The organism is Shewanella sp. Pdp11 (assembly GCF_002838165.1).
In the GTDB taxonomy this organism is placed as follows: domain Bacteria; phylum Pseudomonadota; class Gammaproteobacteria; order Enterobacterales; family Shewanellaceae; genus Shewanella; species Shewanella hafniensis.
Window position 1 is genome coordinate 1,442,308 of the sequence record NZ_CP015194.1, and the last position, 15,215, is coordinate 1,457,522.

A 15,215-nucleotide genomic window follows, 5' to 3' on the forward strand; every position below is an offset into this window, starting at 1 on the left:
CTTGTCCTCGGTAGTGGCTACAGGCTTAAGATAAGTTGACTTATCTTTTTCGTCAATTAAAAAGATAACTTATTTTTTGGTATTTTTGTTTTGATGGTTTTATGAACGAGTGGTAATGTTGAGTAACCAATTGAACTAAGGAGGGTTTATGGTGAAACTATAAATAAGGCTATTTTTATGAATAAGACAGATCGCTTTTTTATGCCCTAAAATGATTTTCGCAATTCAAAAGGTTAAAAGGCTGAAAAAGCTTTAGCTATAGAAAAGCTAATCTTAAAGGGTTTGATAATCATAAAAATTTATGAATGTCCTATTTTTTTTGATGATTTTTTGTGTCTATAATCAGTTCATCTGTGATGAGCTTCACGAAAAGTTGTATTTATAGTTTCATAAATCTGTTATGATCGAATGGTAATAATAGCTATTTATTCAGCATCTTAAGGTTTAAAGTGCATATGAAATTTAAATTTGAACATCTAGGGCCAATTAAAGAAGGTGACGTTGAGTTAGGTGATTTAACTATTATTTGTGGAAGAAATAATGTTGGTAAAACATATGTAAGTCATAGCATTTGGGGTTTATTAAACCAAGAAAAATTTGAGCTTAGAGATTTCTCCAAGCGTCTTTTTGATTTAACAATCAACGAGATCACTATTGATTTTTTCAAAAAAGATTATAATCCTAGCGTGAAGTCAGACGCCATTTCATTCCCCATCCCCCTTAAAAATTTGAATATATCACTAAATTTAAATGATTTTACTACAAGATTTGTTAGAGAGGGGTTGCAAAATACTTTTAACACAGATTCAAACTTCTTTGCTAATACAAATATCACAATTGAGTTATTTAACCAATTCACAAATAAAGGGAAGGTGTTTTTTTCACTGAAGGAAAATACTGAATTATATCAAAAATTAGTTAGTACTTCTTTTTTATATAAAGCTAGTTTTTTTGAGATGCTAGACATTGAAATGAAAAAGGAAATTGATGATGAAGATATTACGTTCACGTATACAACTCATAGTGGCTTATTGAATCGCTCAGATATTACGCCTATAGATGTTGCGCCAACAATTTTAAGTGATTGGATAACTAGTTTCATTTTTCCTAACACTAAAATAATTACATCTGAAAGAACTGGTATAGCATTATTTTTGCCTAGTCTTGATAAAAAAGCATCAGAAATAGCTAAAAAACTCACACGGAGTATCCATGCTAATAACATTAAGTCGTATTTAGCATCTCAGAGAAAAGAAATAGGCCTGTACCCAGTGTATGGCGATCCTATACAAGACAATATCGATACTATAAGAGCGTCTTTAACGAATAAAAGCAAGTCTGAGTTAATTCAAAAGTCGCCTTATCTCTTAGATATGCTAAATGATTTCATTGGTGGTGAATTTAACTCTAGTGAAAAGGGCATTACTTTTAAAACTAGTGACAATAAAGCAATACCGTTACATGTTGTTTCATCATCAGCAAAGTCTCTTTTTCTTATTGAGCATTATATAAAAAAAGAAGCAAAAGTTGGTGAGCTATTAATTATAGATGAGCCAGAATTAAATCTGCACCTTGATAATCAGATTAAAATGGCTCGCCTTATCGCTGCATTGATAAATTCTGGTGTGAAAGTTTTAATTACTACACATAGTGATCACCTTATTAGAGAACTTAATAACTTAATAATGTTATCAAGTTCAAAGCTCAGCAGTATAAAGCTAGACGAGTTTAAAAAAGATAATAAAAACATTAGTAACTCGATTATAGTTCCTGAAAAAGTAAAAGCATACGTCGTATCGAAGTCTAACAACTGCATTTTCAAAATGGATGTTGGAGAGTTCGGGGTTTCAATGAAATTATTCAACGATGAAATAAACAGTAATAATAAATATACTAAAGAAATTTATTATTCTTTATTGGAAAGTAGTTGTGATGATTAATAAATTAAGAGGGATATTCGATAATAAGGTTGTCAAGCGATTCCAAAAGAAAAAAGTTAGTATAAACGTCCATAGTGAATTAGAGTTTGTAGAAGGTAGTTCAGGTGCGGCATTAAGAACTTTATCAATAATTCATAATGGAGTCTTGATAGATCAACAACTTAGAAATACCCTTATAATTGAGGCTGACTTTATAAACGGAGAGCACTCTAAGTACTCCTCTTTTGTAAAAAATGATGCTTTTTTTCTAACTAAACAATGTGACTTCTTTATTTTTCATCAGAATGGTAATCAACTTTATATTGCTATATGCGATATGAAATCAAGTAAAGCTGGTGATGATGAACGTTGTGCACAACAAATAGAGCATGCAAAGTTATTTTTAACTTATATTGTAGAATCAGCTATCCAATCTGAAAAGTATAAAGTACAAGCTAGTGAGGCTATTGAAAAATATATTTTTATAAAGTTGTTATTTATTCCCAGTGATAATTTACCAATGGCAATGGCCTTGCCCCTAGACTTGAGCACTGCAACTTGTAATCCTAAATTTAACACCAATGGGATAACAAATTTTCATTTGTTAGAGATGGAAAATACTATGGCTAGAGAACAGTGGGCAAGTATTGAGCAAAGATTTCCTAGTTAAAACTGACAAACTCAATTTTGAAAAGGAACATTAAATAAAAGAACGTCCAACGATATCTTTTGTATTTTATGCTAACTCCTTGCTAAGCCTTTAATTACCTCAAACCAGCTTGATGAAGAATTTCTATTATGGCTTCAGCTTGATTAACATAAAAAATTTATCAAGCCAGCCTTTATAAATAGAAGGCATCTTCTTCAAATGATATCATCGAAATTAGTCGTGACACATTAAATGTACGGAACTAATTTTATTTAAATAATTATGTATCATAAACTAGTTTTATACAGTCACATTAAGTGGAAACCCATAGAAATCAACTGAACCATTTCTTTTCCCTCATCCATATTCCTTCCCTTTACCTCCGCTGGGGAGATCTGGTTTTGACTTGATGCTTAATGAAAGTAAACAGCGTTCTTACCACTGTGCCCTGCGCTATGCGGAGCACAAGGAGTTAAAGATTTTGGCTGCGAAGATTAAAGCATTAAGATATAGAGCTGTGCTTTAGAATTAGCTCCTCTCCGTGTCCTTTGTGGTGAATCGCCTTAGCTCGATCTTTAGTTATTTCTTCGCTGATTAAGCAAAAGATACTTTTTAAAATCTATATCAGGTTAACTTAAAGTGGTTGGACTAACCTAGTTTTGTCCAAAATGGAGTTAGGGAATCTCGCTGTACTAGCGTGATTCACGCTGGCCATAAAACCAGACCCATTTTGCTCTGTATCTTCCTTACAACAGTTTTTTTGCTCTCGAATTAATCAAATCTCCAGATAATTGATTCATACCCATAAATACATCTGTTAAGCACCATTGTAACTAGTTATGTCGAGCGTTGATTGGTTTGTAGCTAAAAGAGGTGATATTAATAGGATAGTTAAGCTGAATCTGGCTAATAAGCGTAATTGTTTAACAGGGTTATACTCAACAATACGTTGGAAAAGCTATTTTCGAGTTGCAAATGCTTTACAACATAACCGAATACCAAAACACTTTGCCAATCACTTTAATGTTTTTAAGTTGTTCGTTATTGATGTGCTCGTCTGGCCACTCATCGGTGTTGTAGCTACGTAGGCGCAGGCCACCGCCGGGGAGTTTGTAGAGCATTTTGACGCGCATCATGCCATCGTGGTTAATGGCATACATTTTACCGTCAATGATCTCAGTGGCTGAGGTATCAACGCCCACTGTTGAGCCGTGGGGTAATACGGGCTCCATGCTGTTGCCATTCACTTTGACACAGGCTGCACGATCCGTGTTTACGCCTTGGCGCTTCAGGCTACTTTTGGCAAAGCGGAGCTTGGGGCCTTTATACTCAACACCTTCTGTAATACCTTCGCCCGCTGAGAGTTCTACATCCATGTAAAAGGGGATTTCAACTTCATCCTCACCCAGTGGACTATCACTGTCCCATAGGTCAAAACCGCCAGCCCATTCAGCATTGGATTCAGGTTTCGTAGCGGCTTGTCCATTTAGAAGCCAGCTGAGATCACATTTCAGTGATTTCGCTAAAGCAAATAAATTTGCGCCCTTTGGGGCTGTCTCATCTTTTTCCCACTGAGTTACTGCAACAGCAGAAACCCCAACTAAAGCACCAAGTGCTTTTTGGGTGATGCCTAATTCTTTACGCTTTTCGCGTATGCGCTGACCGAGTGTTTTCATGTAAGTGATCTTATCTTTTGTTGACATAAGTTTCCTTTCTTTCTATTGTGTAAGAAAACTTACTTGCTCAGTGTGGAGATCAACTCATGACAAAAGATGATGCCGTCAAATTTTATGGTTCTCAAACCAAGCTCGCTCAGGTCTTGAACATCAAACCTTCTGCAATTAGCCAATGGGGTGAAGACGTTCCCGAACTCCGCGCTTATCAAATCGAGCGCCTAAGTCATGGCGCACTCAAAGTTAACCCCGTTGTTGTTTTAGATAATCCTAAGCCCGCGAGTGTGGCTTAGGTTCACTTTAGGTTGAAGGAGGACAGTACACATGAAAACCCATTCACGTAAAAATGACAGCCGTTTGAATTTGTTGATGAAAACGATTCATCGGGTGTTGGAGTTACCCAAGATGACACGCTTTGCGCTGGCGATAGATTTTGTTGCGGCGGTTGAGCGCCTTGGGCTAAGCGAGGTGTTGGCGGCGGAGGGCATTAGCTTTGCGAGCACGCAAGACGTGCACAACGATGCGCGGATAAATGCCCAAAAGCTGTTCCGTTGGCTTGGCCAGTACGAAGGCCAACACCCGCAGGTTGATCGCTTGTTTCATGTTGAGCAAGCACTGGTGGCGGCATTGCCCGAGCATTTGCGGGTGCAGTATCTCAATGATGTGTTTGGTTGTACTGGGGTAACGGTGATAGCTGACCGTATGAATGACGGCCATGTGTTGCATGTGGCCGATATGGCGGCGTCGTTAACTAAAGAGAACGCCGAGGCGCAAGTGGCGGTGATCCATTTGGGCGATGAGCCCAAGCGCGAGCAGTTAGTGGCGGCGCACCGCGAGTTAAAAGAGTCGGCGGCGACCACGCAAGCGAGCATGGCGGCGTTAGAGCTGGCGTATCCGTATTTAGCGAGTCATGGCGGTAAGGCGGCGCAATTCGCGGCCGAGAAGTGATAGCGATGCAGCAATCGAACCTAAACATTAATGTTATCGCCAGTGCTAAAGCTGAGCTGCACCAGCAGTTGATCCGCTTGGGCGACATGATCGGCGACGGTTTGCACTTGGAGCCCGATGGCAAATGGATTGCGAAAGAGTATGTAAAAGTGGCGCGGGCGTTAGGTTATCGGCCTAAACGCGCTAATCACAGCGCACAGATTAATGCGGTGATGCTTAAGCGGGTGGCTGATGTGCCGTGTGGCCAGTGCGGTTTGGCTTTAAAGCAAACCAAGTCGGGCTCAAAGCGCGCTGTGTGTGCCAATGGGCATAAGTGGCAGTTGTTGAAATGACTTGTTTGAATGACTTGTTGAAATGAAAGAAGGAGTGAATGACATGTTCACAAATCAGTTAAGTGATAAGTGTTTGGCGGATTTAGAACCGATGGTTCGTAGTGATATTGCCATCCTGCGCTGTAAAGCGGCCTGTTTAAAGTCACAGGCCGAGACGACGGATTGCGAGTCTACACGCGTGCTTCTTTTGGCAAAGTCCAATTGTGCATTTCTTGAGTCAGTAAGAATCGAAGATCTTGCTCGGTCATCGCTCGAACATCGCTTGGCTTCCAACAAAATTTTAAGCAGATATACAGGTGTACAGCGTCTATGCCTGTCACTCCTTTATATTTTTCGCGTTCGGCCAGTTCGTCACCAAATACGTCTAGCGAGTAGGCTTGTTGGCCAATTTCTGAATGAAGCTTTTTGTTTGCTTCGTAGTGTTCTTTCGTTCGGTGGGCTTTAGTCATGGCAGTTCCTTTGCTATGTGAGTTTTTGAAATAAGAAAGCCCGCTAAAGTTTGGCGACTGAGCGCGGGCTTAATACCTAAGAGAGGCGATTACATGTTACGTATACATGATGATTTCGTCAATTTTGTGCTGGCTGTCGCGCAGTTAGGCGGTGGCTTATGAGCATGGAATTGATGGTAAAAGCGATGAAGGCCAAGGTGGGTAATCCACTGCGCAAGCTGGTGTTGATTAAGCTGGCCGACAACGCGAACGATAATGGTGAATGTTGGCCGAGCCATCAGCATATTGCAGATCAGTGCGAGATTGGTCATAGCACTGTGAGAAAGCATATTGCGGCCTTGGTTGATATGGGTTTTGTGACGATTAAAAATCGTAAGGGACCTAAGGGAAATTTAACCAATATTTACACGATTTCAATCTGCTACGAGGTAGCACCCCCTGTGCTAGCAGATAGCACCGAAGGGGTGCCACCAGATAGCATAGGTATGCCACCAGATAGCACACCCCCTGTGCCACCAGATAGCACCGGAATCTATCACTCTTTTGAACCTATCAAGGAATCTTTAAAAGATAGTTGTCCAGCAACGAGTGCTAAGTCGGTTTTCAATGCGTTTTTTAAAGCCTATCCCGCCCATCGCAAAGGCGGCTCGGATTCGGCTGCGTGGAAAGCGTGGAAGGGTGAAAAGCTGACCGATGCCGATTGCGTGTTGGCGGTGACGTGGTTGAAGGAGGCTGCGGCGCTGGATGCAAGTTGGGGCTTTAGTGCGAACGGCCAGTTTGTGTTGGGTATTACCAAGTTTATCCGCGAACGCCATTGGCTAACGCCGTTGCCAAGACCGATGGCCGCCGCGGTTGGGCAAGTGGATTGGCGCCATGCGGTGTATGACCCTGAGGATCCTTTGATATGACTGCGAAGCAAAATACGAGCATGAAATCACTGCAGACCTTGATACGCCAGCCGCTGGTTGGGCAGGGCGCGCGGGTGACGCAACCTGAGCCCACGGCAATGGACATGGCGATTGTGGACAGCGTGTTTAGCAAATTGCGGGTGTTGTTCCCGGTGAGTGCGCCACGGCCTGAGGACGAAGCGACCCACAAAGGCGAGTGGCTTAAAACCTTGGCGGCGCAGGGGATTGCGAGCCGTGAGCAAGTGCAAGCGGGGCTGAATCGCGCCAGACGCGAGCAGGGCGATAGGCAGTTTTGGCCGACACCGCGCCAGTTTGCTTTGTGGTGCCAACCCACGGCCTGTGATTTAGGGCTGCCCAAGTTAGAGGCGGCGTTTAAGGAGGCAACGCGCCATTACCATCACCCTGATAAGCATACATGGAGCCACGATGTGGTGCGCTTAGCGGTGCGCGAGACGGGCAGTTGGATGTTTGCGACTGGGCTCGAAAAGGATGTGTTGATGACGTTTGAGCGCAATTACAAAGTGTTATGCAGGCGCTTTAGCCGTGGCGAGTTGACCGATGTTGAGTTGCCAAAGGCATTACCTGAAACGGTGACGCGGCCGACTGAGGCGGCAAAGGCGAAATCGATTATTGCCAATTTACGGGCAAACCTAGGGCTTAAGGGGGCAAACGATGGCTGCTAGCGGGGTTGAGGTGGGTAAGTTGAACGATGCCGCGCTGCGCCGTTGGTTACGTGGCGGTTTGACGCGGGATTTTAGGGACCCGCAGTTTCCTGAGCTGCGTTTACGGGCAACGGCGGATAGGACGAAGGCGAGCGTGCATTTGGTGATTAATGAGGGGGATAAGACGGTTTGGAAGAAGCAAGGCGTGTGGCCGAGCATGTGCATTAAGACGTTTTTAGCGGATTTACCTGTAATGCTGGCTAAGCGCAGTGCGGGCGCGGATGTGTTGCGCGGTGAGTTTGCGACTGTGACTGATTTGCTGTTGTGGTATGGGGATTATTTGGATGGTAATACGACCTTAAGCCCGAGCTGGCGCGATAACTGTAGGTCGATTATGCGTAAGCAGCTGCTGCCTAAGTTGGGGGATGTGGCCTTGGCTGAGTTGTCGTTTTTGGTGGTGGATAGTGCGTTGGTGAAGCTGATGCTGAATGAGGGTTATGCGCCGCATTACATTCGTTTGAGTGTGAATGTGCTTAAGCGGGCGTTGAGTTTGGCGGCGGATTTTAGGTTGTTATTACTTAATCCTCTGATGGGGTATCGAGTGACGATGAGTTTAACCTTATCACCTAAGCCAGATACGCGCTTGATGGAGTCGGACCTCGGGCCGTTGTTTGTGGCGTTGCGGGATGCATTTATGCCTGTTGCGATGCTGTTTATGCTGATGCTGATGTTCGGTACCCGCATCGGTGAAACCCGTTTAGCACGATGGGAGCATTTTGCGGGTGAGTTTTGGTTTATTCCTGCGGCGAACGCGAAGAACCGCCAAGAGCACCGGCTACCGTTAACGCCTACGGCTAAGGCGTTGATCCAGCATTATTTGCAGTGGCAGCTTAAAAATGTGGGTAAGCGGGCGTTTTTGTTTGCGGGTGATGTGGGCGCTATTAGCCAGCGCACTGCGCATTATTGGAGTGAGACGATTCGGTTTAAAGAGTTTACCTCGCATGATTTGCGTAAGCTTTGTCGGACGATTATCCAAGACATGGGCGTGGATACTATGGTGGGTGAGCGGTTGCTTAATCATGCCTTGCCTGTGCTTTTGCGTACCTATGTTCATTCGACTTTGGATAAGGGTATGTTGAGTGCGCTTGATGCGTATCACGCGCATTTAATTTCGCTCGGTTTTAGTGAGGTTGCGCCCGAGATAATCCCTAGATCGTCTGCGAATGTTGGGAGTGCTCAAACCCTTGGTGCGAGTGGGTGGCTGTGATGATCGTTGCATCAGCCTTACAAGAGTATGCAATGGCACAAATTAAGGTGGTTTTATGAGCAATCGGTCAGCAATCATTCTAAAAACTGGGCGTGGTATTAGGGGCTTTAGTCAGCATGAAGTGGCTGAGATTTACGGAGTGGATCGCCGGACTTATCAGCGATGGGAGAGCGGCAAAAGCAATGTTCCTTCTAACCATTTTCTTGCCATCTTGGATGATGTATTTCATTTATCGATTGAGCAGATCACGGAGGTAGCGAATGAGACCATCTAATTTAAGAGTGACATTGGTTGCCGATGGGCGTGATGACTTGGTCAACATGAAAGCCCTTCGTGCTGGGCTCAATGCCTGGGGGCGTTATTGGGCGTTCCAAGAACTCGGTAAAGGTTTCACTAATCGCAGTGCTTGCGATAAGTTAGGCGAGGTGCAGGTTTATGGATGTGCGTTGGTTAGGGAGTTGAGCGTTCCTAAGCATGTGGTCCAGTTCGATAGGATGATTGAGTGCTTATCGCCAAATTGTATTCGGGCGATTCGCACCTGTTACGTGTGCAAAGGCCAGTGGGCATTGATGGGGTTCGACAGTAAGAAGTCGTATGTGTATTGGTTGAGAAGAGCAGAGATTCAATTAGCAAAGTGAGGTGGGTGATGGAGCAATTCTTTTTGTTTGGTGATTTAGAAACGGGTGGGCTGAACGGCCGCTTAGACAATGGGATGCTGGGTATGGAGTATTACCCTATCTTTGAGCTGGCCTTTATCGTGACTGATAGTGAGTTAAACCAAGTGGGTGAAGCGCTGCACATTGTTGTGCATCAAGACGATGAACACATTGCAAGGTCACATGAGTGGGCGATAGATGTGCATACTAAGAGTGGGTTGTTAGCTGCTGTTCGTGCCTCATCAGTATCGTTAGCACAGGCTGAGCAGATGGTACTCGAACACCTGAAAGCACTGGGAATACCTAAGCATGACCGTAAAGCTAAGACTGGTGTGGTGTTTGCGGGTAACTCAATCATGCTTGATCGTTCGTTTATCATGTGCCAAATGCCTGAGCTTCATGAGTACATGCATTACAGGCAGCTAGACATATCAGCAATAGGGCTCGCAGCTAGAGCTTGGGCGCCTGAGGTAGAGCGTAATGCGATTAAGGCTAAGCAGTATCAGCATGAAGCCTTAGCCGATATTCGGGAGTCGATAGCGGAACTCAAGTACTATCGCGACGAGTTGTTTGGTTGCGAAATATCATCTTTGTCAATAGGTTAGGCTCTGCCTGCTCAAATGAGAATGGCTATCATCAGGGCTAGATGCGACCTGTTATCATCACGGGTCCTTCCGGCTGCCTTCACTGCGGGGGCGGTGACGCGCAATGCTTCACTACATATGAGAATTTTGGGGTGGTTGGTTGTTGTTTTATGAGCCCCTTAAAATCCAAAGAAATTCAAGTAACAAAATTCTAACTTATCTTTATGATTTATATTAATTTTATTAAGTGTGTGTCTAGTGATGTTTGATGGTCATTTTTGCCGCCGAATATAACAACTTTGCCAGATCGTTTTTTGATCCTTCGATCATCCGGTTTCCCCTTATCTGAATTTTTACGTGATGACCATTTTCTTGGCGTTGGGAATATGGTTCTCATTGTTCGTGTTGCATGTCGCTGTAAATAGCTAAATCAGTTAAGTGATAAGTAAAATGTAAACTCAGCTAAATGCTTTTATCACTCAAATCACTTAAGTGATAAGTAAAACGATAAATCCTCTGTGATTAAGTTTTCATGTATCACATATTTACAAATTCCGAAACGGCACTTTTGTCGCTTTATGCGGCACATTTGCCGCTTTCAAGGCCCTTAAAATCGAGTACATTTGTATACGCTTGCTAAGGTTACATTTATTCAGTCGCACGTTATTTGTCTGCCAAGGGCTCCTTTTAGGAGCCCTTTTTATTTGTCGCCATTTCTTATTCGCAAACATCCAAATAGCTGCTCGTTAGCTAACCCCAGCTGAACAAAAGCGGCCGCTGCAATGGTGGCCGTGGTGGGTATGTGTTGCCGTGGTGTTCGACATTGCCGCTACGGACGTTGAAAGACACTAAAAACATCAGCAGTTAGAGGCGGCTACCTTCACCGTTGATCTAACCGTTGGCCGCGCTAAGGCTAACCTCATTTTAAAGGAGACTGACCCATGTCATTAAAGCAAAGGCTCATGGCATTGGGGCTGACTTCTGCCGTTGCGCTAGCGGGTGCTAACTTAATTGCACCAGTCGAAGCGCCGAACGGCGAGCCCATTCTGCACACTTATCTTGATCCGGTGGAAGTTATCACTGCTTGCTTTGGTCACACTGGCCCTGAGCTTGAGATCAACCAGTTTTTTAGCGAGCAGCAATGCATTGAAATGTTCGCCAAGGATTTAGGTAAAGCCGATCGGCAGCTGCGGCGGCTAACGTATCCGGTGCAACTTACCGAAGGTGAACACGCTGCTTATCTCAGTCTGATTTATAACTTTGGCGCGGGTAACTTTCAAACCTCCACCTTGCGCAAGCTGTTACTGCGTGGCGAACGGGTGGCCGCTTGTCACCAGCTCACCGAAGCCTGCGGCAAACATGGATGTAATGGGTTTGTCTATGCGCGTGACATCAAGCAGCCTGGCTTAGTCGAACGCCGAGCAAAAGAGCAAACAATCTGCTTAAAGGATTTATATGTGGAACAAAATCATTAATGCCACGGGCTCGCTGCACCTGTATTTAATCGCAGCGCTCATCATAGTGATAACGCTACTTGGCCTTAGCCTTACCGCCGTTAAAGCTGACCTCGCGTTAAAAAACTCGCAGCTCGAAACTGCCGCCGTTAACCAGCGCATGCTGCAAGATGATCTCACAGTCGTTACCGATGAACTGCAAGCGCAGGCCATCGAACGTGACAGGCTTGCTAAGGATTACGCCTTTGTCTTAGCGCTCAATGAACAAACCGCTAAAGCCAAGGCTGAGATTGATCGCCAGCTTGCCGATCAGCGAGACGCCATTAAAAAACTAAGGACCTCAGCTAATGAACAAACCCGAAGTTGGGCTAATACTGTTGTGCCTGATGATGTTAAGCGGCTGCTCAAGCACGCCGCCTATTGCGCGCACCGTAGTCACCAAGCAGACCCAATATGTGTTACCGCCGCAATCATTAATGAGCCAGTGCCTGCCAGCCGAATGTAGCTCAGACGCTAATGCTGATCTGCCCGATTGCATCATTCAACTCTTAGCCGTGATCGCCAAGTGTGATACCGATTGGCAGAAACTCGAAACATGGCGAATGGAAAAACAGCATGAACAATCCATACATTAATGATGTTGCCACCCAAAAAGGGTTTACGTTGAGTGCCTATATATCGTCACTAATGAGCACATTGGGAGGTGTCTTTACTATGGATAAAGTGGCGATGTTAATTGGCGTATTACTCGCCTTCCTCACTTTTTTGGGCAACATTGCTTATCAAGAATTTCGCCGTCAACGTGAGCGCTTACAAGAAGAAAAAGACGAAAAGCGCAAACAAGAACTTCACGCCGCCGACATGCAACTTCACGCTGCCGACATGCAACTGAAAGCCGCCCTGCTAAAACAAGTGGAGCATCCTAATGGCCCGCATTCAACCATCACCACCCGAGCCTGTTCTACTGAGTAAAACTGACTTATGCAAAAGCCTTGAGATCAGCACCCAAGCGTTTGATAAGTGGGACGTGCCAGTACACAGCAAGCGCGGTCGCGTGTGTTTATACAAAATGGCTGATGTGGTGGGTAACAGACTTGCCAACGATCGTAAAAAAACCATCACTAAACCCGATGAAGATGATCCTGATAAGCCAGATATGGACTACGAACGCTGGCGCTTAACTCGGGCACAAGCAGTTGGGCAGGAGATTAAAAACGAAAAAGACCTCAAAGAAGTGGTCGAAGTTAGTTTTGCTACCTTTGTGCTAAATCGCATTGCGGCGCAAATTGCCCCAGTGCTTGATCAAATACACATACGGGTAAAACGCAAATTTCCCGACATTCCAGAACGCACAATCGACGCTATCAAAGCGGAGGTGATTAAAAGCCAAAACACCGCCGCCGATCTTGCGGAGGGCATAGAGGGTTTATTAGATGAGTATATCGGCCGCGCAGATTAAAAATCTGAAAGCCGCCGTTGCTGCTGGGCTGCGTTCGTTCTATCGGCCACCCATGCTCACCTGTTCACAATACGCCGACGAGCACTTTTACATGTCGTCGGAGTCCTCTTACACCGAGGGCAAGTGGGAAAGTTTACCGTTTCAAATTGGCATTCTTAATGCCATGGGTAACGACCAAATCAGCACGCTTAACTTAATGAAGTCAGCGCGTGTCGGTTACACCAAAATGCTGATGGCTAACGCTGCTTACAAGATTGAGCACAAAAAGCGCAACGTGCTGATCTATCAGCCTCGTGATGGTCAAGCCAAAACCTTCATGAAAAAGCACGTTGAAACAGCGATTCGTGATATTCCCGTTTGGCGCGCGCTTGCACCTTGGATGGGGCGCAAGCATAAAGACAGCACGCTAGAAGATAAAATATTCACCAATGGCAAAACGTTGATGGTGCGCGGTGGTACCGCTGCCGCTAACTATCGCGAAATCTCCACCGATGATGTGATCTACGATGAGCTAGCGGGTTTTGATGAATCCATCGAGCACGAAGGTAACGCCACATCGCTTGGTGATACTCGTATCGAACTGTCGATGTTCCCTAAGTCGATCCGCGGTTCAACGCCTAAAGTGCTTGGTACTTGCCAGATTGAAAAAGCCTGCAGCGAATCACCGCACTATTTTAAGTTCAACTTGCCTTGCCCACACTGCTTTGAGCTGCAGGATTTAAAGTGGGGTGGCCCTGAAGAAGCCTTTGGTATTAAGTGGCACAAAAATGCCAAGGGTGAGCACGATCCAAGCACAGCCTATTATCTGTGTGAGCACTGTGGTTGCTGTATCGAAAACAATCAGCTCGACGATATGGAGCTGCACCCCAGTGCAGTGTGGATATGCGAAAACACCGACATCCGCACAAAAGACTTTTTAGACTTTTATGATACCGATGGAAACGACATCACCACGCCGCCCAATATCTCGATTCATATCTGGTCGGCCTATAACTCGCTCAACAGCTGGGCGAAACTGGTTACTGAGTTCTTTAAAGCCAAAGGCGATAAAGAAAAGCTGCAGACTTTCGTCAACACTAAGTTAGGCCAGCCGTGGGATAACGACAACGGCGAACGCTTAGAGTGGGAAGAATTAGCTAAGCGCCGCGAAATGTACCCGAGTGGCAAAGTGCCTAACTGGGTGGTGTATTTAACGGCAGGTATCGACACCCAAGACGACCGTTATGAGGGCCGCATTTGGGGCTGGGGCGCAGGTAAAGAGGCGGCATTAATCGACCGCTTTATTTTATACGGCGACCCAGCAAGCCAAGTATTAAAAGACAAAGTGGCTGAGCGTATCGGCCAAAGCTACGCTCGTGCCGATGGCGTTGTGCTCAATATTGGTGTCGCGGGTTGGGACTCAGGCGGCCACTACACCGATGACGTTTACGCTATGAGTAAAAAGCTTGGGCTAATGCGGGTTATACCCATTAGAGGTGCCAACGTTTACGGTAAGCCGATCGCCAACTTCCCCCGTAAGCGAACCGCCAAAGGTGTTTACTTAACGGAGGTTGGTACCGACAACGCCAAAGAGCTGTTGATGTCGATGTTGCGGATTGCCCCTGATGTTGATGTGCGCAAGCCTGGTGCGATTCACTTTCCGCTAAACGAAGCGGTATGTGATGACGTTGAGCTGCAACAGCTCACCAGCGAACGCAAGGTGCCGGTGCGCCAAAACGGGCGGATCATCTATAAATGGGACAACCAAAAGCGCCGCAACGAGGCGTTAGATTGTTTCGTTTACGCCTTGGCCGCGCTATATATCGCGATAGAGAAATTCGGCATCAACCTCGACAAGCTTTCACAAGTTACCCCGATCGCCATATCAAGCGACCAACCCAAAGAACCTAAACCCAAAGCCGCAAAACAGGCCAATGCGAATGCTGCTTACCTAAACGGTGGCGGTGGTGGCAGTTCTGGCGGTTGGCTGTAGTCAATGCCATAAAGCCAAGGATAACAGCATGACCCAAACCCAATGCCAACAGATGATCGATGCGTACTTTCAGGCCGAGCTTGATGTGTTGGCCGGCAAGCAAACCACGATCAACGGCAAGACGATGACCACAGAGGACCTAGGCGAAATCCGCAAAGGTCGGCTTGAGTGGGAGCGCCGTTTAAATGCCTTTAGCCGTCCACAGGGCGGCGTTAAGTTAGCCAGCTTTAACTAATCAAGCCGCATTAATAGGGCACTTCTAAAAATATAAGTCGGAGCAACA

Annotated in this window: 20 protein-coding genes; 18 read left to right on the top strand and 2 right to left on the bottom strand. The window is 45.3% G+C overall.

Going from position 1 to position 15,215, the window contains the following annotated elements; translation table 11 throughout:
• Nucleotides 1–455: 455 nt before the first annotated feature.
• Entirely contained in the window at nt 456–1,940 is a 1,485-nt protein-coding gene (locus AYJ58_RS06415) for an AAA family ATPase (RefSeq protein ID WP_106649453.1), read from the top strand.
• Nucleotides 1,930–2,589, top strand: a complete 660-nt coding sequence (locus AYJ58_RS06420; protein ID WP_157825767.1) for a hypothetical protein — start codon at nt 1,930–1,932, stop codon at nt 2,587–2,589. The genes AYJ58_RS06415 and AYJ58_RS06420 overlap by 11 nt, the downstream gene beginning before the upstream one ends.
• Nucleotides 2,590–3,548: 959 nt before the next feature.
• On the opposite strand, the gene AYJ58_RS06425 is transcribed toward AYJ58_RS06420, so the two are convergent.
• Nucleotides 3,549–4,244, bottom strand: a complete 696-nt coding sequence (locus AYJ58_RS06425) for a S24 family peptidase (RefSeq protein ID WP_106651757.1) — start codon at nt 4,242–4,244, stop codon at nt 3,549–3,551.
• A gap of 86 nt (nt 4,245–4,330) precedes the next feature.
• Between AYJ58_RS06425 and AYJ58_RS06430 the strand changes: the two genes are divergently transcribed.
• The 3 genes from AYJ58_RS06430 to AYJ58_RS06440 are packed head-to-tail and all read left to right on the top strand — an operon-like array spanning nt 4,331 to nt 5,521.
• Complete coding sequence (locus tag AYJ58_RS06430; protein ID WP_106649455.1) at nt 4,331–4,534, top strand: Cro/CI family transcriptional regulator; 204 nt, start codon at nt 4,331–4,333, stop codon at nt 4,532–4,534.
• A 31-nt stretch (nt 4,535–4,565) separates the two neighbouring features.
• Nucleotides 4,566–5,189, top strand: a complete 624-nt coding sequence (locus AYJ58_RS06435) for a hypothetical protein (protein ID WP_106649456.1) — start codon at nt 4,566–4,568, stop codon at nt 5,187–5,189.
• Between the two features lie 5 nt (nt 5,190–5,194).
• Nucleotides 5,195–5,521: a hypothetical protein gene (locus tag AYJ58_RS06440; protein ID WP_106649457.1), complete on the top strand. Its 327-nt coding sequence runs from the start codon at nt 5,195–5,197 to the stop codon at nt 5,519–5,521.
• A gap of 170 nt (nt 5,522–5,691) precedes the next feature.
• Here AYJ58_RS06440 and AYJ58_RS06445 read toward each other — a convergent pair whose 3' ends face one another.
• Nucleotides 5,692–5,970, bottom strand: coding sequence for a hypothetical protein (locus AYJ58_RS06445; RefSeq protein WP_014620853.1), 279 nt, complete (start codon nt 5,968–5,970; stop codon nt 5,692–5,694).
• A gap of 158 nt (nt 5,971–6,128) precedes the next feature.
• Between AYJ58_RS06445 and AYJ58_RS06450 the strand changes: the two genes are divergently transcribed.
• From AYJ58_RS06450 to AYJ58_RS06505, 13 genes are all read left to right on the top strand, one after another.
• Entirely contained in the window at nt 6,129–6,878 is a 750-nt protein-coding gene (locus tag AYJ58_RS06450) for a helix-turn-helix domain-containing protein (protein WP_106649458.1), read from the top strand.
• Nucleotides 6,875–7,561 carry a replication protein P gene (locus tag AYJ58_RS06455; protein ID WP_106649459.1) on the top strand — a complete coding sequence of 229 codons (687 nt, stop codon included), beginning with the start codon at nt 6,875–6,877 and terminating at the stop codon, nt 7,559–7,561. Before AYJ58_RS06450 ends, AYJ58_RS06455 begins: the two co-directional genes overlap by 4 nt.
• Nucleotides 7,551–8,807, top strand: a complete 1,257-nt coding sequence (locus AYJ58_RS06460; RefSeq protein ID WP_106649460.1) for a tyrosine-type recombinase/integrase — start codon at nt 7,551–7,553, stop codon at nt 8,805–8,807. The genes AYJ58_RS06455 and AYJ58_RS06460 overlap by 11 nt, the downstream gene beginning before the upstream one ends.
• Nucleotides 8,808–8,862: 55 nt before the next feature.
• Nucleotides 8,863–9,081: a helix-turn-helix transcriptional regulator gene (locus AYJ58_RS06465; protein WP_012586800.1), complete on the top strand. Its 219-nt coding sequence runs from the start codon at nt 8,863–8,865 to the stop codon at nt 9,079–9,081.
• A complete protein-coding gene (locus tag AYJ58_RS06470; RefSeq protein ID WP_106649461.1) occupies nt 9,068–9,445 on the top strand; it encodes a hypothetical protein in 378 nt (125 codons plus the stop codon). Before AYJ58_RS06465 ends, AYJ58_RS06470 begins: the two co-directional genes overlap by 14 nt.
• A gap of 8 nt (nt 9,446–9,453) precedes the next feature.
• Entirely contained in the window at nt 9,454–10,068 is a 615-nt protein-coding gene (gene orn / locus AYJ58_RS06475; protein WP_106649462.1) for an oligoribonuclease, read from the top strand.
• Between the two features lie 920 nt (nt 10,069–10,988).
• Entirely contained in the window at nt 10,989–11,522 is a 534-nt protein-coding gene (locus AYJ58_RS06480; protein WP_106649463.1) for a lysozyme, read from the top strand.
• Complete coding sequence (locus AYJ58_RS06485; protein WP_106649464.1) at nt 11,503–12,006, top strand: hypothetical protein; 504 nt, start codon at nt 11,503–11,505, stop codon at nt 12,004–12,006. The genes AYJ58_RS06480 and AYJ58_RS06485 overlap by 20 nt, the downstream gene beginning before the upstream one ends.
• Nucleotides 11,891–12,136 (top strand): Rz1-like lysis system protein LysC, encoded by a 246-nt coding sequence (gene lysC, locus AYJ58_RS22190; protein ID WP_406675684.1) that lies wholly within the window; start codon nt 11,891–11,893, stop codon nt 12,134–12,136. The genes AYJ58_RS06485 and lysC overlap by 116 nt, the downstream gene beginning before the upstream one ends.
• Complete coding sequence (locus tag AYJ58_RS06490; RefSeq protein ID WP_106649465.1) at nt 12,117–12,473, top strand: HP1 family phage holin; 357 nt, start codon at nt 12,117–12,119, stop codon at nt 12,471–12,473. The genes lysC and AYJ58_RS06490 overlap by 20 nt, the downstream gene beginning before the upstream one ends.
• The gene (locus AYJ58_RS06495) at nt 12,427–12,960 is read left to right on the top strand and encodes a terminase small subunit (RefSeq protein WP_106649466.1); all 534 of its coding nucleotides are present in this window, start codon (nt 12,427–12,429) and stop codon (nt 12,958–12,960) included. The genes AYJ58_RS06490 and AYJ58_RS06495 overlap by 47 nt, the downstream gene beginning before the upstream one ends.
• Nucleotides 12,935–14,932: a phage terminase large subunit family protein gene (locus AYJ58_RS06500; protein WP_106649467.1), complete on the top strand. Its 1,998-nt coding sequence runs from the start codon at nt 12,935–12,937 to the stop codon at nt 14,930–14,932. Before AYJ58_RS06495 ends, AYJ58_RS06500 begins: the two co-directional genes overlap by 26 nt.
• A 28-nt stretch (nt 14,933–14,960) precedes the next feature.
• A complete protein-coding gene (locus AYJ58_RS06505) occupies nt 14,961–15,167 on the top strand; it encodes a hypothetical protein (protein WP_106649468.1) in 207 nt (68 codons plus the stop codon).
• Nucleotides 15,168–15,215: the final 48 nt, after the last annotated feature.